17 protein-coding genes and 2 tRNA genes are annotated in these 16,969 nt (G+C 69.1%); 3 read left to right on the plus strand and 16 right to left on the minus strand.

Annotation, left to right across the window (positions count from 1 at the left end; translation table 11 throughout):
- Positions 1-46: 46 nt before the first annotated feature.
- The 13 genes from DDE23_RS14440 to DDE23_RS14500 form a co-directional block, all read right to left on the minus strand.
- Positions 47-1,051: an ArsJ-associated glyceraldehyde-3-phosphate dehydrogenase gene (locus DDE23_RS14440; protein ID WP_107752449.1), complete on the minus strand. Its 1,005-nt coding sequence runs from the start codon at positions 1,049-1,051 to the stop codon at positions 47-49.
- 3 nt (positions 1,052-1,054) lie between these two features.
- Positions 1,055-1,891 (minus strand): metalloregulator ArsR/SmtB family transcription factor, encoded by an 837-nt coding sequence (locus DDE23_RS14445; protein ID WP_107752450.1) that lies wholly within the window; start codon positions 1,889-1,891, stop codon positions 1,055-1,057.
- Positions 1,892-2,159: 268 nt separating this feature from the next.
- A tRNA-Thr gene (locus DDE23_RS14450) sits at positions 2,160-2,235 on the minus strand.
- A gap of 105 nt (positions 2,236-2,340) precedes the next feature.
- Positions 2,341-3,864, minus strand: a complete 1,524-nt coding sequence (locus DDE23_RS14455; RefSeq protein ID WP_107752451.1) for a heme biosynthesis protein HemY — start codon at positions 3,862-3,864, stop codon at positions 2,341-2,343.
- Positions 3,865-3,870: 6 nt separating this feature from the next.
- The gene (locus tag DDE23_RS14460) at positions 3,871-5,268 is read right to left on the minus strand and encodes a COG4223 family protein (RefSeq protein ID WP_107752452.1); all 1,398 of its coding nucleotides are present in this window, start codon (positions 5,266-5,268) and stop codon (positions 3,871-3,873) included.
- An 87-nt stretch (positions 5,269-5,355) separates the two neighbouring features.
- Positions 5,356-6,057, minus strand: coding sequence for a uroporphyrinogen-III synthase (locus tag DDE23_RS14465; protein ID WP_107752453.1), 702 nt, complete (start codon positions 6,055-6,057; stop codon positions 5,356-5,358).
- A gap of 79 nt (positions 6,058-6,136) precedes the next feature.
- Complete coding sequence (locus DDE23_RS14470) at positions 6,137-6,826, minus strand: ABC transporter ATP-binding protein (RefSeq protein ID WP_107752454.1); 690 nt, start codon at positions 6,824-6,826, stop codon at positions 6,137-6,139.
- Complete coding sequence (locus DDE23_RS14475; RefSeq protein WP_107752455.1) at positions 6,823-7,572, minus strand: ABC transporter ATP-binding protein; 750 nt, start codon at positions 7,570-7,572, stop codon at positions 6,823-6,825. Before DDE23_RS14475 ends, DDE23_RS14470 begins: the two co-directional genes overlap by 4 nt.
- On the minus strand, positions 7,565-8,542 hold the full coding sequence (locus tag DDE23_RS14480) for a branched-chain amino acid ABC transporter permease (protein ID WP_107752456.1): 978 nt from the start codon (positions 8,540-8,542) through the stop codon (positions 7,565-7,567). The genes DDE23_RS14475 and DDE23_RS14480 overlap by 8 nt, the downstream gene beginning before the upstream one ends.
- The gene (locus DDE23_RS14485) at positions 8,535-9,452 is read right to left on the minus strand and encodes a branched-chain amino acid ABC transporter permease (RefSeq protein WP_107752457.1); all 918 of its coding nucleotides are present in this window, start codon (positions 9,450-9,452) and stop codon (positions 8,535-8,537) included. The genes DDE23_RS14480 and DDE23_RS14485 overlap by 8 nt, the downstream gene beginning before the upstream one ends.
- A gap of 67 nt (positions 9,453-9,519) precedes the next feature.
- Positions 9,520-10,665, minus strand: a complete 1,146-nt coding sequence (locus DDE23_RS14490; protein WP_107752458.1) for an ABC transporter substrate-binding protein — start codon at positions 10,663-10,665, stop codon at positions 9,520-9,522.
- Between the two features lie 233 nt (positions 10,666-10,898).
- A tRNA-Ala gene (locus DDE23_RS14495) sits at positions 10,899-10,974 on the minus strand.
- Between the two features lie 187 nt (positions 10,975-11,161).
- Positions 11,162-11,494, minus strand: a complete 333-nt coding sequence (locus tag DDE23_RS14500) for a TIGR02300 family protein (RefSeq protein WP_107752459.1) — start codon at positions 11,492-11,494, stop codon at positions 11,162-11,164.
- 102 nt (positions 11,495-11,596) lie between these two features.
- Here DDE23_RS14500 and DDE23_RS14505 point away from each other — a divergent pair, with 102 nt between their 5' ends.
- From DDE23_RS14505 to DDE23_RS14515, 3 genes are read left to right on the plus strand one after another with little or no spacing between them, the layout of a single operon-like run.
- Entirely contained in the window at positions 11,597-12,310 is a 714-nt protein-coding gene (locus DDE23_RS14505; RefSeq protein WP_107752460.1) for a M48 family metallopeptidase, read from the plus strand.
- Positions 12,311-12,341: 31 nt separating this feature from the next.
- Complete coding sequence (locus DDE23_RS14510; protein WP_107752461.1) at positions 12,342-12,995, plus strand: GntR family transcriptional regulator; 654 nt, start codon at positions 12,342-12,344, stop codon at positions 12,993-12,995.
- A 58-nt stretch (positions 12,996-13,053) separates the two neighbouring features.
- Positions 13,054-14,148: a peptidoglycan-binding domain-containing protein gene (locus DDE23_RS14515; RefSeq protein ID WP_107752462.1), complete on the plus strand. Its 1,095-nt coding sequence runs from the start codon at positions 13,054-13,056 to the stop codon at positions 14,146-14,148.
- Between the two features lie 3 nt (positions 14,149-14,151).
- On the opposite strand, the gene ugpC is transcribed toward DDE23_RS14515, so the two are convergent.
- From ugpC to ugpA, 3 genes are read right to left on the minus strand one after another with little or no spacing between them, the layout of a single operon-like run.
- Complete coding sequence (gene ugpC / locus DDE23_RS14520) at positions 14,152-15,198, minus strand: sn-glycerol-3-phosphate ABC transporter ATP-binding protein UgpC (protein ID WP_107752463.1); 1,047 nt, start codon at positions 15,196-15,198, stop codon at positions 14,152-14,154.
- A 2-nt stretch (positions 15,199-15,200) separates the two neighbouring features.
- A complete protein-coding gene (ugpE, locus tag DDE23_RS14525) occupies positions 15,201-16,049 on the minus strand; it encodes a sn-glycerol-3-phosphate ABC transporter permease UgpE (RefSeq protein WP_107752464.1) in 849 nt (282 codons plus the stop codon).
- Positions 16,050-16,059: 10 nt separating this feature from the next.
- Complete coding sequence (gene ugpA, locus DDE23_RS14530) at positions 16,060-16,944, minus strand: sn-glycerol-3-phosphate ABC transporter permease UgpA (RefSeq protein ID WP_107752465.1); 885 nt, start codon at positions 16,942-16,944, stop codon at positions 16,060-16,062.
- Positions 16,945-16,969: the final 25 nt, after the last annotated feature.

Below are 16,969 nucleotides of genomic sequence, written 5' to 3' on the forward strand. Positions count from 1 at the left end.
GCCAGCCCCCCGGACCCCCCGGGATATTTGCAGCGCAAAGAAGGGGTCAGAGGCTGGCGGCGATCATCCGGGCGATATCTGCCAGACGGCAGGCATAGCCCCATTCATTGTCGTACCAGGCGTAGATCTTCACCTGCGTGCCGTTGATGACCATGGTCGAGGGCCCGTCGATGATCGCCGAACGCGGGTCGTTGGTGAAATCCGACGACACCAGCGGGCGCGATTCGAAGCCGAGGATGCCCTTGAGCGGCCCGTCGGCGGCGATCTGGAAGAGCGCGTTGACCTCGTCGGCACTGGTCGCGCGCTCCACCTCGAAGACGCAATCGGTGAGCGAGGCGTTGAGCAGCGGCACGCGCACGGCGTGGCCGTTCAGGCGGCCTTTCAGTTCGGGGTAGATGACGGTGATCGCTGTGGCGGAGCCGGTCGTCGTGGGGATCAGGTTGGTCAGGGCCGAACGGGCGCGGCGCATGTCCTTGGCGGGGCGGTCGACGATGGTCTGGGTGTTGGTCACGTCATGGATCGTGGTGATCGAGCCGTGGCGGATACCGAGGCCCTCGTGGATCACCTTGACCACCGGCGCCAGGCAATTCGTCGTGCAGGAGGCGGCGGTGATGAGGTCATGGCGCGCGGGATCGTAGCCATCGTGGTTAATGCCATAGACGAGGTTCAGCGCGCCCGACTCCTTGACCGGGGCCGAGACCACGACCTTCTTCACCCCGGCGGCGAAATAGGGGGCGAGTTTCGCCTGCGTCTTGAAGACGCCGGTGCAGTCGATGACCATGTCCACGCCGCCGAGCGGCAGCGCCTCGAGCGTCTTTTCCTGCGTCAGGCGGATCTTGTGATCGTTGATCGTCAGCGCGCCCGGTTGGGCGGCGATCCGGGCAGGCCAGCGGCCGTGCACGCTGTCGAATTCCAGAAGCAGCGCGTGCTGGTCGGGATCGCCCGCCGGGTCGTTCAGCAGCACGATGTCACCGGCAATTCCCTGCTCGATCAGGTCGCGCAGCACGAGTTTGCCGATCCGGCCGAGGCCGTTCAGGGCGATGCGGGGCATGGGTCAGTCCTGCGGTTGGGTCAGGGACAGGGCGTCGACGCTGGCCTGCAGCGCCATGCGGTCAAGCGTCTCGACCGGCAGCTCGACGAAGGTCGCGATGCGGCGGCGGAGCGCGCCATAGGTGCGGGCAAAGACGATGCCCTTCTCGGCCTCGGTGCCGGTGGCGCGGGCGGGATCGGGCACGCCCCAATGGCCGGTGATCGGCTGGCCGGGCCAGGGCGGGCATTCCTCGGCCGCGGCCGTATCGCAGACGGTGAAGACGAAATCCATCACCGGCGCGCCGTGCTGCTGGAATTCCGAGATGTGTTTCGAGCGCAGGCCATCGACCGCATGGTCATTGCGCGCCAGCACCTGCAACGCCACCGGATTCAGGCTGCTGTTGGGGTTGGTGCCGGCCGAATAGGCGTGGAACCGGGGACCGCCCAGATCGCGCAGCAGCGCCTCGGCGAAGATCGAGCGCGCCGAATTCCCCGAGCAGATGAAGAGCACGTTAAAGGTCTTGTCCGGCATGATCCGGTCCTCCTGCGGACCCCGTATCGGGGCGGTGAACTGTGGCCGCCCCCGCCCGACGTCGAGGGCGAGGTAGCCGATCAAGGCTTCGGCCCTGTCCATCGCGACCGAGTAGTACAGGCTGCGCCCCTGCCGTTCGGCCGCGACCAGCCCGGCCGCGGTCAGATCGGCCAGGTGATGCGAAAGCGTGTTGGCCTTCAGCTCCAGCGCCTGGGCCATTTCGGTCGGGCGCACGCCGCGGGGGGCGAAGCGCATGAGCAGGCGGAACACCGCCAGCCGGTCGGGATGGCCGAGGGTCGAGAAGGCGAGGGAGGCATCTGTCGTTTCCATGATTCCTGATTAGTGGAATTATTTATCCGGTGCCAGTGAAGTTTTCATGACAGCTGCGCGGCCCGGCGGCAGACCGGCGGTCCCGGGGTACATGGCAGCGAAAACTCTGGCCCGGCACCTGTGACAGGGGTGCGACGCGGGGCGGCCGGATCGCAACCAATGCCCCCTCGCCCGGTGCCCTCAGGGGGGCCGCCGCGGCCGGTCCCGAACGGAACGCATGCGAAAGCCGCCGCCGAGGCGGGAAGGATCATGAAACCGACGGGAAGGATGGTGCCGGTGAAGGGACTCGAACCCCCGACCCACGCATTACGAATGCGTTGCTCTACCAGCTGAGCTACACCGGCCCGGTGCCACGCACGGGGCGCCGAAGGGCCCCGTTCTGGTGGCTGGGTCTTAGCATCGGGCCGGGGCCGTATCCAGCCCCTTTTTTCGCCCGCAGCATTGCGGGATCACAGGCCCATGCGCCGTGTCTGGTTCAGGTCGATCACCTCGGCCTCGGCGGCGGCATCGTCCTTTTCGGGTTCGGGCGGGATGACATCGGCGACCTCGGGCTCCGGGGCGGGTTCGGGCTCGACCGTCTCGGGCAGATCCGCCGCGGGCAGGGCGCCGACGATCAGCGGCAGCATCTCGGTCCCGGTGGCGCTGGGGCCGGAGCTGTCGGGCGTCTCGGTCCAGCCCAGCGTGTCGAAAGCGCCGCAATGGGCGCAGAGCGCGTGCCAGCCCGCATGGACGTGGTGGCAATTCTCGCAGACCCATTGCGGGCCCTTCGGCGCGATCAGCGCCCGGGCCAGCCAGCCGCGCACCACCTGATCGGGCGAGCCCTCGCCGCGCTCGATGGCGGCCATGATGGTCATCACGCGCTGCGTCGGGTGGGTTTCGTGCAGATCGGCCATGGCGCGGCGCGCGGCGGGGAAATCCTCGGCCGCGATCAGCAGTTCGGCGCGGGTCATCTGCGCCTCGGGCCCCGGGGTCAGGGCGAGCAGCGGCTCGAAGCGCTTCAGCCGGGTGGAGGGGGCCTCGTCAGGGGCGATGGCGGCGAAGGCCTGGGCCAGTTCGGGATGCGGTTGGGCCTTCCACGCCCGCTTGATGAGCTTGGCGGCGGCCTGTCCCTTGCCGCGCGCAGCGAGCGCCCTCGCGGCCATCACCGCGGCAGGCACCAGTTCGGGCGATTCGCGGTTGGCCTCGATCGCCAGATCCTGCGCCAGCGCGGTATTGCCCGCGGCTTCCTCGGCCTCGGCCTGTTGCAGGGTCAGGACCGCGTCGCGGCGCTTGAACACCGGCTTCGGCAGGCGGCCCGAGCGCGTGGTTTCCAATAGCGTGCGGCGCGCGCCGGACCAGTCGCCCGCCTGGTTCTGCAGCATCAGAAGCCGGTCCTGGGTCGGCGCATGGCCGGGGCGCAGGGTCAGCGCGGTTTCGGCCAGCTTGCGGGCCTTGGTGGCATTGCCGGCCTCGACCTGCTGGGCCAGCAGCCCCTGCACGCCGACGAAGCGCGAGCGATCATCCTCCAGCAGGCGCTTGTAATAATCCTCGGCCAGGGCGGTATTGCCCTTGACCTGCGCCGCCTGCGCGATCAGCAGCGTGGTCAGCGCCTGATCTTCCAGCAGCTTCTCGGCCTTGCGGCCCTTGGTCAGGGCCTTTTCCCCCTCGCCCGCGGCCAACGCCATGAAGCCGTCAGTCAGCGCCTCCAGCCCGCGGCGGCGGCGGTTGCGTTCGAAATGGCGGCTGATCGCCGTCTCGTCGCCGTTGATGAAGCGCAGGACGGCGACGGTCAGCCCCACCAGCCGCATCAGCAGCCACAGCCCGGCCAGCAGCAGCAGCGCGGCGATGGCCATCTGCACCGGGCCGAGGGTGAACTCGGTATTGCCGACGGCCAGCCTGAGCCCCGCCTCCTGCGTCATCAGCGCCTCGGCGCCCCAGACGAGGCCCGCCACCACCGCCAGGAACAGGACGATCTTCAGAACGGTCCAGAACATCGCCGCTTACTCCCCGTTTTCCATCTGCGCCTGAAGCTCGGCCAAAGCCGCCAGCGCCGCCAGCCGCGCATCGACCGAGCCGCGCCATGCTGCCATTTCCGCCGCCGGGCCCGCGCTCAGCGCATCCAGCTCGGTCAGCGCGCCCGGCAGGTCGCCCGCCCGCACACGCGCCTCGGCGCGCGACAGGATGGCGTCGGTATCGTTGCCCTCACGCGGGGCCAGCGACCGGGCGCCGGTCTGCGCGCGCAGGAAATCCGTGACCCGCTCGCCCAGCGAGGCGCCGGGCGCCACCGGATCGGCGGCCAGCGCGCGGCGGGCATTGCCCGCGAAACCCGCCTGGATCTCGGCCAGCGTCGGCAGCCCCTCGCCCATCGGCCTGAGGTCGGCGGGCACGTCACCCAGCGTTGCCAGCGCGCCGGGTGAAGGCGCCCCCGATTCGGCGGCGGCGACCAGTTCGGCCAGCGCCGCACGGCGGGCGATGCGCTGCTGGGCGGCGGCGACATCTTCCTCGCGGGCGTCGAGCGAATCGGCCCGGGCGTCGATGGCGGCGCGGGCCTCGGCCATGGCGGCGGCGACCGAGCCCATGATGCGGGTGTCGATCCCCGATTCCAGCGTCTCGATCCGGGCAGCCAGCGCCTCGACCGGGGCCTCGGCCGGGGTCGCGCTTTCCAGCGCGGCGATGCGGGCCTCCAGCGGCGCGAGGTCGGTGGTGGCGGGGGGCCGGGCCTCGAGCGCGGTGACCCGGTCGTCCAGCCCGCCGTCGCCCTGATCCTCGAGCGCGGCGATGCGCGCCTCGAGCCGCGAGACGGCCTCGCTGTCGCTGCCGCCGTTGGCGGATTCGAGCGCCTGCACGCGGCGCAGCAGGTCAGGGTCAGCCGCGCCGCCCTGCCAGCCGTTGGGCAGGAAGATCAACACCACCAGCGCGCCCAGCACCGCCGCGGCGAACCCGCCGAAGATGAGGGGCATGGCGCTGCTGCCCGCAGGCGCGGGCGGCGGGGGCGGGGGCGGCAGGGGTGCAGGTGTCGGTTCCGGCTCGGCGGGGGTCACGGGCTCCGTGGCGGGCAGGGCGGCTTCGGGCTCGGCCGGGGCGGGCCGGGGATCCTCGACCACCGGGGCCGGGGGTTCGGGGTCCGAGACGGCCGGGTCCAGCGTAACCGGCGCGGGGTCCGCGACCTCGGGATCCGTGCCCTCGGCAGGCGGGGCTTCCGGCACGGGATCGGGCGTCGGCGGTTCGGGATCGCTGACCGCGGCGGAATCGGCGGGGTCCGGGTATTGGGGCGAGAGGTCCGGGCTTTCGCCCTCCGCCTGCGCGGGGCTTCCTGCGGCGATCTCGGCCTCGTCGATCGGCGTGGATTTGCCGCCCTCCTTGGGCGTCCTGGTGCGGTTGCTGGTCTTGCGGGCCATCGGAACCTCCCCGTCACCGGTTCAAACGTCAGAGCCGCCCGGAAATTCGGGCGCTTCCCTGTTACTTAGCTCGCCCCCTGCCCGGTCTCAACCCGCCGGGGCATTCTGCGACAACGCTTCCGTCACGGCGCGCAGCATGGCGGAGCCATCCGGGGCCCCGGCGACGATTGCGCGGGCGGCGAGCGGATCGGGTAAAGCCGCCCGCGCCGCCGGGCTGATGACCACCGGCAGCAGGTCCGGCAGCGCCAGAACCCCCGACTGGCGCCCCAAGGCCGCCGCCGCCCGGGGCGAGAAGAGCGGCGCCACGATCCGCCGGCCCCGGGGCAGCAGATCCGCAGGCAGGGGCAGCGCCCGGGCCTCGTACAGCGCCACGCCGTCGATATCGAGACCGGGCACCGCCCCGGCGATCTGGCGCGCCAGATGCCGCCCATGGGCATGGACCAGCCGCCCCGCCGGGCGGTCGGCGTTCAGAAGCGCCAGCAGCGACACCGCATCGCCCCCGGCCTCGTGCGGCAGGAACCCGGCCCGGGCCGCCGACCGCGCCGTGGCGGGTCCGACGCACCAGGCGGGCAAGGGCGGAAGCGGCGGCAGGAAGGGCACGGCATTGGCCGAGGTCAGCACCAGCCCCGATGCGCCCTCGAACACGGCGGGGTCGAAGGGCAGGCCCACCACCTCGGACAGGGGCGCGATCAGCGCCTCATGCGGCGGGCAGGCGGCCGCGGCCTCGGCGGCGAAGCGGCGGGCCTGCGGCAGCGGGCGGGTTATCAGCAGGATCGGCGGGCGGGTCATGGAAAACGGGCCTTGGGGTCAGCCGCACCCTACCCCCCGGCCCGGGGCGCCCGCAACCGCAAGCCGCCCCGGTGCGGGGTCAGATCCCCAGATAGCGCTGCTCGATCTCGGGGGTGATCGCCGTGGTGGCGCCGGTCCAGACGGCGCGGCCCCGTTCCAGCACCACGCAGCGGTCGGCGATGGGCTTCAGCTCTTTCACCGTCTTGTCGACGATCAGGATCGACTGGCCCTGTGCCTTCAGCCGGGCGATGGCGGCCCAGATCTCGGCCCGGATCACCGGCGCCAGCCCCTCGGTCGCCTCATCAAGGATCAGCAGCCGCGGGTTGGTCATCAGCGCCCGGCCGATGGCCAGCATCTGCTGCTCACCGCCCGAAAGGGTCGAGGCCTGCTGCGCCGAGCGTTCGGCCAGCCGCGGGAAGAAGGCGCGCACCGTCTCCAGCGTCCATTGGCCCGGACGGGCGGCGGCGATCAGGTTCTCGGTCACGGTGAGCGTGGCGAAACAGCGCCGCCCCTCGGGCACCAGGCCAATGCCCAGCCGTGCCGCCTGAAAGGACGGCAGCGCGGTGATGTCGCGGCCGTCGAACCGCACGCTCCCCTTGGCGACCGGCTGCATCCGGCACAGCGCGCGGATCGTCGTCGATTTGCCCATGCCGTTGCGGCCCATCAGGGCCACGGCCTCGCCCGGCTGGATCGTCAGATCCATGCCAAAGAGGGCCTGCGAGGCGCCATAGAACACCTCGATCCCCTCGACCTCGGCCAGCGCGGTCATTCGGAATCCCCCAGATAGGCCTCGCGCACGGCGGGATCGTTGCGGATCTCCTCGACCGAGCCGGAGGCGATGATGCGGCCATAGACCAGCACGCTCAGCCGGTCGGCCAGCGCGAAAACCGCGTCCATGTCGTGTTCGATCAGCAGGATCGGCGCCTGCGCCTTGAGCCCGCGCAGGAAGTCGACCAGCGCGCCCACGCCCTCGGCCCCCATGCCCGCCATCGGCTCATCGAGCAGGAAGCAGGCGGGTTCCAGCGCCAGCGCCACGGCGATCTCCAGAAGCCGCCGCTCGCCATGGCTGAGTTCGGCCGAGGGCACGCTGGCGCGCCCGGCAAGGCCGACCTTGGCCAGAATCGCCTCGGCCTCGTCCCGCAGGCGGCGGTCGTGCATCACCGGCTTGAGGAAGCGGAAGGAATGACCCTGCCGCGCCTGCAAACCCAGCATGACGTTGCGCCGCGCCGAATATTCCGGGATCAGCGAGGAGATCTGGAAGCTGCGCCCCAGCCCCAGCCGCGCCCGCTGCGCCACGCTGAGGCCGGTGATGTCGCGGCCCTTGAAGGTGATGGTCCCGGCATCGGGCGCGATCCGGCCCGAGATCTGGCCGATCAGCGTGGATTTCCCAGCCCCGTTCGGCCCGATCAGCGCGTGGATCTCGCCGGGCATCAGGGTCAGCGACACGTCGTCGGTGGCTTTCAGCGCGCCGAAGCTCTTGGACAGGTGGGAAAGGCTCAGAACCGGGTCAACCAAGGCGCTCCCTCCCCGCGATCAGGGTGACGATGCCGCCGCGCGCAAAGAGCACGGTCAGCAGCAGCACAAGGCCCAGCCAGAGCCGCCAATGCTCGGTCATGCCGCCGAAGATCACCTCGAAGCCGACCAGCACCGCCGCCCCCGCGACCGGCCCGAACAGCCGCCCGGTGCCGCCGAGGATGATGATGACGATCAACTCGCCGGACATGGTCCAGGCCATCGCCGCCGGGCTGGCGAAGCGCGACAGATCCGCCATCAGCGCCCCCGCAAGCCCGGTAATCATCGCCGAGATGACGAAGGCCGCCAGCTTGATCCCGAAGGGCGAGATGCCGACCGCCGCCACCCGGTCCGGGTTCTGCCGGATCGCCATCAGCGCCGCCCCGAAGCGCGAGGCCCGGATCAGCGCGAAAGCACCGATCGCCAGCATCAAGAGGCACCAGCAGAGGATGAACAGGTTCCAGGGCCGCATCGTGTTCAGCCCGGGGAAGGTGTTGCGCACATAGATCGGCAGGCCGTCCTCGCCGCCATAGGTCGGCCAGGAGATGGCGAAGTAATAGACCATCTGCGCGAAGGCGAGCGTAATCATGATGAAGAAAATGCCCGAGGTGCGCAGGCTGAAGGCGCCGATCACCGCCGCCAGCAACCCCGCCGCGATCATGGCGACGGGCCAGATGATGAGCATCTGGTTGGCCCCGGCGATGCCCAGAAAGGTCTCGCCATTGAAGGCATGCTGCGCGGCGATCCCGGCGACATAGCCGCCGACGCCGAAATAGACCGCATGCCCGAACGAGACCATGCCACCCAGCCCCAGGGCGATGTTCAGCCCGACCGCGGCCAGGGCGAAGATGGCGATCCGGGTGAAGACGGTGATGGTGAAGGGCGAGCCCGCCCAATAGGCCCAGAGCGGCACCAGCAGCAGCCCGAGCGCCAGCACGGCATTGAGCGCATATTCTCGGCGTTTGTCAGGCATGGACGGGGAACAATCCCTTGGGCCGGATGACCAGAATGAGGGCCATCAGCAGATAGACGAGGATCGAGGCCAGCGCGGCACCGGCGCCCGAGGCCTTGCTGGGGTCGAGGAACAGCGCGAAGACCTGCGGCAGCAGGAAGCGGCCCATCGTGTCGATGACCCCCACCAGAAGCGCGCCGACCATGGCGCCCCGGATCGACCCGATCCCGCCGATGACGATGACCACGAAGGCCAGGATCAGCACGGGCTCGCCCATGCCGACCTGCACCGATTGCACCGCGCCGACCAGCGCCCCGGCCAGCCCCGCCAGCGCCGCGCCCAGCGCGAAGACCACGGTATAGAGGGCGCGGATGTTGACGCCGAGGGCGGCGATCATCTCGCGGTCATTCTCGCCCGCGCGGATGCGGATGCCGAGCCTCGTGCGCCCGATCAGCAGCCACAGCCCCAGCGCCACACCGATCCCGGCCACGATCAGCGCCAGCCGGTAAAGCGGATAGGGCGTCAGGCCCAGATCCACGGTGCCGGTCAGAAGCGGCGGCACGTCCAGATAGAGCGGGAAGGGCCCGAACAGGATCTTGGTCCCCTCGGACAGGATCAGGATCAGCGCGAAGGTCGCCAGCACCTGATCGAGGTGATCGCGCGTATAGAGGCGGCGCATCACCGTCACCTCGATCAGCGCGCCCGCGGCGGCGGCGGCGGCCATCCCGGCGGCAAGGCCCAGCCAGAAATTGCCGGTCAGCCCGGCGGCGGCGGCGCAGAAGAAGGCGCCGATCATGAAGAGCGAGCCATGCGCCAGATTGATGAGCCCCATCACCCCGAAGACCAGCGTCAGGCCCGCGGACATGAGGAACAGCATCAGCCCGAATTGCAGGCCGTTCAGGAATTGTTCGAAAAGAAGAGCGGCTGTCACGTTACCCCCCGGACCGGCCGAATGGATGGGAGGGGCGCGGGCCTGGGCCGCGCGCCCCTCGCGGGGGTCATTCCATCGCGCAATCGGCGGCGTAGACGTCCTGATGATCCTCGAAGGCGGTGCCGACGATGCGGTTGGTCAGCACGCCATCGACCGAGACGACCTCACGGGCGTAGTAGTTCTGGATCGGATGCTGGTTGTTGCCGAAGCGGAAGCTGCCGCGCACCGAGTCGAAATCGGCGGCGCGCATGGCGGTGCGGAAGGCCTCCAGATCCGAGATATCGGCCGCCGCCAGCGCCGAGAGGATCAGGTTGGCCGTGTCGAAGCTCTGCGCCGCGTAGACCGACGGCAGGCGGCCATAGGCCTCCTGGAAGGCGGCGACGAAGGCCACGTTCGCCTCGTTATCCATGTCGGGCGACCATTCGGCGGTGTTGATGACGCCCAGCGCCGCATCGCCCACCGCCGGGAGAACGTCCTGGCTGAAGGTGAAGGCGGCCGAGATGATCGGCAGATCGACACCCGATTGCGCGTATTGGCGCATGAAGCTGATGCCCATGCCACCCGGCTCGAAGATGAAGATCGAATCGGCACCCGAGGCGCGGATCTGGGCGATCTCGGCGGCGAAATCGGTCTGGCCCAGCTGGGTATAGACCTCGCCGGCCAGCGTGCCCTGGAAATAGCGCTTGAAGCCGGTCAGCGCATCGACCCCGGCCGGGTAGTTCGGCGCCATGATGAAGGCGTTCTGATAGCCCAGCGTGTTGGCGTATTGACCGGCCGCCTCGTGCATCGTGTCGTTCTGGTAGGCGGCGTTGAAATAATTCGGCGTGCAGCCCGCGCCGGCCAGCGCCGAAGGCCCGGCGTTGGGCGAGACATAGATCACGTCCTGCGCCGTGACGGCGGGCACCACGGCCATGGCGAGGTTCGACCAGATGATCCCGGTCAGGATCTGCGCGCCTTCGGACTGGATCATCCGGTCGGCGATCTGCACCGCGTTCTCGGGGCGCTGGCCGTCATCCTCGACCACCAGATGGATCGCGTCCGACCCGGCCATCTGCAGCGCCAGCTCGAAAGCGTCGCGCACATCGACGCCCAGCCCGGCACCGCCCCCCGAGAGCGTGGTAATCAGGCCCACGGTGACCGGGTCGGCCTGGGCCACGCCCGCGCCCAGCGCCAGCACCGACGCGCAGGCCAGCGCATTCTTGCGAAACTTCATATCGACAACTCCCTGTGTGTTGGCGGCCGTTCTGCGCGGCCTGATAGAGCGAGACTACCGGTCAGACCGCATTCCGCAAGCATTATTTTAAGCCTAAAACACCTTGCGGGAGGGGGGAGTGGTCAGGCCGAGGCAGTGGGCGGGCTTGTCGCGGGAAGCGACAGCCGGTGCGCATGTCGGAGGCAGAAAAGAAAACGGGCTCGACGATCACTCGCCAAGCCCTTGAATTCTTTTGGTGGAGCCAAGGGGAGTCGAACCCCTGACCTCTTGAATGCCATTCAAGCGCTCTCCCAACTGAGCTATGGCCCCACCGAGGTGCCGCCGTTCCCGGCTGCGAGGCGGGGTTTAGGGCCTGCCGAGAGAGAGATCAAGGGGAAAAATACATGCGCTCGCGAAAGCCTGAAAACACCGCCGCCCGGCACCCCCCGTGGCCATGGAAAAGGGGCGGACACCCATGGCGCCCGCCCCCGACCAGCCCGTTGCGGGGCCGCGAATCTCAGCTTTCGTCGTCGCCTTCGCCGGCGACGTCGCCGAGTTCGTCGAACGACACGGTATCGTCGTCCTCGTCCTCGAGCAGTTCGTCATCCGCATCCACCGCGACATCATCGTCATCGTCCAGAAGCACGTCATCCGTGTCCAGATCGGCGGTAGCCTTGACCTTCGCCTTGGCCGTTTCGGCAGCCATGGAGACCGAACCCTTGCGGCCGGGCAGGTCGATCGGCACGACCTCGCCGGTGTAGGGGCTGATCACCGGGGTCTTGTTCAGGTCGTAGAAACGCTTGCCGGTCGTCGGGCACAGGCGCTTCACACCCCATTCTTCCTTGGGCATAGACGGTCCTTCCCATGCTTGGATCGACGCCCGTTGCCATAGTTGGATTGCCTTGTCAAAGCCTTTCCTGTTTGGTGTCGCCGACCCCGCCGAGGCCCGCCGATGACAAAAGACCCCGAGACGATCTCCCTGCCCGGCCCCATGCCCGGCGATCCGCCCCTTGCCGTCCGGCTCCGCCGCTCGGCCCGGGCGCGGCGCGTCTCGCTCAAGGTGTCGCGGCTGGACGGGGCGGTGACGCTGACCCTGCCCGCCCGCGCCCCCCTGCGCGGCGCGCTCGCCTTTCTGGAGGAGCGGCGCGACTGGCTTTCGGCGGCGGTGGCGGGGCTGGAGGGGCCGCTGGCGGTGGCGCCGGGCCTCGTGCTGCCGGTCGAGGGGCAGGGCCTGACCCTGACCACCGCCCCGGTCCGCGCGGCCCGGATCGAGGGCGACGCGCTGCTGGTGCCCGCCGGGCGGCCCGCGGCGGCGGCGCTGGCCTTCCTCAAGCTCCGCGCGCGGGACCGGCTGGCGCAGCAGGTGGCGCGGCACAGCGCGGCACTGGGGCGCCCGGCGGGCAAGCTCACGTTGCGCGACACGCGCTCGCGCTGGGGATCCTGCACCGCCTCGGGCGATCTGATGTTCAACTGGCGCCTGATTCTGGCGCCGCCGCCGATCCTCGATTACGTCGCGGCGCATGAGGTGGCGCATCTGGCGCAGATGAACCATTCGCCCGCCTTCTGGGCCGAGGTGGCGCGGCTTTTCCCCGCCCATCGCGAGGCGCGGCGCTGGCTGAAGGCCGAAGGCGCGGCGCTGCACCGCTATCGCTTCGCCCCGGCTTGAGTCGCCGCCGCTTTTGTGATCACGCTGCGCCATGTCTACCACGCGCCCCCTGCCGGACCCTTCGACCCTGTCGGCGCATGATCGCGTCTACCGGACCCTGCGCACGCAGGTCATGCACGGCGAGCTGCCGCCCGGCCATGCCCTGACCCTGCGCGGCATCGCCCGGGAATTCGGCGTCTCGATGACGCCCGCGCGCGAATCGATCCAGCGGCTGGTGGCCGAGGGGGCGCTGACCATGTCCGCCTCGGGCCGGGTGCAGACGCCGGAACTGGGCAACGAGCGGATCGAGGAGCTGGCCTCGATCCGGGCGCTGCTGGAGCCCGAGCTGGGGTCGCGCGCCCTGCCCCGCGCCCATTCGGCGCTGATCGACCGGATGGAGGCGATCAACGCCGCCAATACCGATGCGGTGGTCCGGCAGGATGCGGTGACCTATGTGCGCACCAATCTGGAATTCCACCGCACGCTCTATCTGCGGGCCCAATCCCCGGCGATGCTGGCCATGGTCGAGACGATCTGGCTGCAGCTGGGCCCGACGATGCGGGCGCTTTACGGCCGCCTGCGCCGCAACACGCCGCCGCCGCATCACCGGATGATTATCGCCGCGCTGAAGGCGGGGGACGAGCCCGGGCTGAGGCTGGCGATCCGTACCGATGTCACGCAAGGGCTCAGGCATCTCACGCAATAATCGGTGAGCAGGCACCGAGCCTGTAGACAGCCCGCCCCGCGCGTTGAAAAATGCCCTCATGCTGGCGCGTCTGATCCTCCTCCTGACCCTTCTCGCCGCCGCGCCTGCCGCGGCCTGGACCGATGACGTGCGCTGCGTGCAAGAGCAGCTGGTCCAGGCGGGGCAGGACCCCGGCCCCGTCGATGGCGTGGTCGGGCCGCGCACCCTGGCCGCGCTGCGAACGGTCGCGGCGCAGGAGGGGGTGACAAGCGGCCATGCGCTGACCTCGGACACGGCGACAACCTGGTGCCGCAGGCTGGGTCAGGCGGATCCGGCGCTCCGGGCCTACTGGCCCTCGGCGACCAATGCGGTGGTGGTGCAGACCGGGGCCGGGGTCGATCCGGTGCTGGCGCGGCTGATTCGCGTGCGCCTTCCCGAACTGCACCAGGAGGTCGCGGCGCTGCTGGGCGTCGAACTTTCGGGCACCGACCGGGTCTTCGTCGGCGCCGGGATCGACGAATTGCGGCAGATGATCACCGGCGACAGGCAGCACCGGCCGATCGCCAATCTGGACGCCGTGCTCGAGGATCACTGCAACCCCAGCGGCCGCATCGGCGCCTTTGCCACGCCCGGGGTGATGGTGATCTGCCTGCGTCCGAACACCCGGCTGCTGACCGATCTGGCCTATAGCACCCTGGTTTTCGTGCTGACCCATGAGGCGACGCATCTGGTGCAGTTCCAGCTGACCGGCCTGCCGGGCTCGGGCACCGCGGCCGACGGGCGGGTGCGTTTCGAGGGGCCGATGTGGCTGCTCGAAGGGCTGGCCGATGTGGTGGGCCATGCGCTGGGTGACCGGCTGGACCCGCTGGAGATCCGCGAACTGGGTGCGCGGCGCTATGCCGGGCGCAGCGTGCCCAGCCTGACGCGCCTGCAGACCCGTTCGGACCTGCTGTCGCGGCAGGACGATGTCTATCAGGCCGGGATGTGGGCCGCCTCGATGCTGATCGAGCGGGCGGGCTTTTCCGGCGCCGGGCGGCTGTTTTCGCTGATGGGCGAGGGGCAACCCTTCCCCGATGCTTTCGCCCAGGTCTATGGCCGCAGCCTTGACACCTTCTACGCGGGCTTCACGGCCGAGGCCGGGCCCGGGCAGCCCCCGCGCCCGGTCAAGGGGTGAGCCTCAGCCGGTCCGCTTGCCGCTGGCGCTGTTGAACGGGTGCAGCGCCTCCAGCGGTGCGTGCAGCACCACCGCCGCGCCTTCGGCCACCTCGGGCAGGCCCGGCACGCGGACGGTGATCGGCTGTGCATTGCCGTCGAGGGTCACGTAGATATGGCTTTCGGCCCCGGCGGGCTCCAGCAGCGCCACCGTGCCCCGCAGCGCCATCGCCGGACTCTCGCCGGGGGTCAGCGACAGATCGTCCGGCCGCACCCCCACCAGATCGGTGCCGGCGGGCAGCGCGGGCGGCGCGGCGCCCCGGTCGCGCAGATAGGCCATGTCGATCATGTTCATGGCGGGCGAACCGATGAAGCCCGCGACAAAGACCGTCCCCGGCCGCCGGTACAGCTCCATCGGCGTGCCGACCTGTTCGATCTGCCCGCCATTCAGCACCACCAGCCGGTCGGCCAGCGTCAGCGCCTCCAGCTGGTCGTGGGTGACGTAAAGGGACGTCGTGCCCAGCCGCTTCTGCAACTGCCGGATCTCGACCCGCATCTGCACGCGCAGCTTGGCGTCGAGGTTCGAGAGCGGCTCGTCGAACAGGAACGCCGCCGGTTCACGCACCAGCGCCCGCCCCATGGCCACCCGCTGCCGCTGCCCGCCCGACAGGGCGCGCGGCTTGCGGTCGAGGTAATCGGCGATCTGCAGCATGCCCGCGGCTTCCTGCACCCTCCGGTCGATCTCGGGCTTCGGCACGCCCTTGTTCCTGAGCCCATAGGCCAGATTGTTGTAGACCGTCATATGCGGGTAAAGCGCGTAGTTCTGGAACACCATGGCGATGTCGCGGTCGGCGGGTTCAAGCTGGTTCACCACCCGCTCGCCGATGGTCAGCGTGCCGCCGGTGATCGTCTCCAGCCCCGCCACCATGCGCAAGAGCGTGGACTTGCCGCAGCCCGAGGGGCCGACGAGCACGATCATCTCGCCATCGGCGATGTCCAGGCTGATGCCGGTGACGGCCTTGACGCCGCCGGGATAGACCTTGTGCAGGTCGTCCATCACGATGCGGGCCATCGTTATTTCTCCGTCTCGACCAGGCCCTTCACGAAGAGCCGTTGCATGAAAAGAATGACCAGGATCGGCGGCAGCGCGGCCATCACCACGGTCGCCATCACCAGATGCCAAAGGGGCTCGCTGTCGCCGCCGGTGACCATGCGCTGGATGCCCATGACCACGGTGTAATACCGCTCGTCATTGGTCACCAGCAGCGGCCAGAGGTACTGGTTCCAGCCATAGATGAACATGATGACGAACATCGCCGCGATATTGGTGATGCTGAGCGGCAGCAGGATGTCCTTGAAGAACTTCATCGGCCCGGCGCCGTCGACCCGCGCCGCTTCCAGCATCTCCTCGGGCACGGTCATGAAGAACTGCCGGAAGAGGAAGGTCGCGGTGGCCGAGGCGATCAGCGGGATGGAAAGCCCGGCGTAGCTGTTCAGCAGCCCCAGATTGGCCACCACGGCATAGGTCGGCACGATCCGAACCTCGACCGGCAGCATCAGGGTCAGGAAGATGACCCAGAAGAAGAAGATGCGGAACCGGAAGCGGAAATAGACGATGGCGAAGGCCGAGAGCAGCGAGATGGCGATCTTGCCGACCGCGATCATCATCGCCATGACGAAGCTGTTCCACAGCATGAGCCCGATGGGCGGGGCCCCGGCCTGGGCGCGGCCCTCGAAGATCACCGTGCGGTAATTCTCGATCGCGTGGCTGCCGGGCAGCAGCGGCATGACGCCCTGCAGGAAGGTCCCCGGCGCATGGGTCGAGGCGATCACCGCGACATAGACCGGGAAGACCACGGCGGCGACGCCGAGGATCAGGATGAGATGGGCAAGCAGGCTGCCGAAACGGTCGTTCTCTACCATGGCATGCCCCTCAATAATTCACGCGCCGCTCGATGAAGCGGAACTGGACCACGGTCAGCACCACGACGATGCCCATCAGCACCACCGATTGCGCCGCCGAGGCGCCGAGGTTGCCGTTGACGAAGCCGTCGCGGAAAACGTTGTAGACAAGGATGTTGGTGGCCTGCGCCGGTCCGCCCTCGGTCGTGGCATGGATCACGCCGAACGTGTCGAACATGGCATAGACCACGTTCACCACCATCAGGAAGAAGGTGGTGGGCGACAGCAGCGGGAAGACGATGGTCCAGAACCGCTTGGTGCGGCCGGCACCGTCGATGGCCGCGGCCTCGAGCAGGCTTTGCGGGATCGATTGCAGCCCGGCCAGAAAGAACAGGAAATTGTAGCTGATCTGCTTCCAGGCGGCGGCGAGGACCACCAGGATCATGGCGTCGTTGCCATCGAGCCGGTGATTCCAGTCATAGCCGAAACCCTCGAGCATATAGGGCACGATGCCGACCGAGGTGTTGAACATGAACCACCAGAGCACACCGGCGATGGCGGGCGCCACGGCATAGGGCCAGACGAGGAAGGTCGTGTACCACTCGCGCGAGCGCAGCATGCGGTTCACCATGACGGCGAAGAGCAGGGACAGCGACATCGCCAACAGCGTCGTGGAAATGGCGAAGATCGCCGTGGTCTTCATCGAGGCGAGGTAGAGCGGATTGTCGAAGAGTCGCTCGAAATTGCGAAACCACACGAAGGTGGTGCGCAGGCCGAAAGCGTCCTGGCGCAGCATGGATTGCCACAGCGCCTGGCTGGCCGGCCAGATGAAGAAAACCACCGTGATCAGCACCTGCGGCGCAAGCAGCGCATAGGGCAGCCAGCGGCTGGAAAAGGTCATGCGTTTGGTTTGCACCGCTGGCCTCCGAAAGGCGTAGGAT

The sequence above is a fragment of the Pararhodobacter aggregans genome, assembly GCF_003075525.1.
In the GTDB taxonomy this organism is placed as follows: domain Bacteria; phylum Pseudomonadota; class Alphaproteobacteria; order Rhodobacterales; family Rhodobacteraceae; genus Pararhodobacter; species Pararhodobacter aggregans.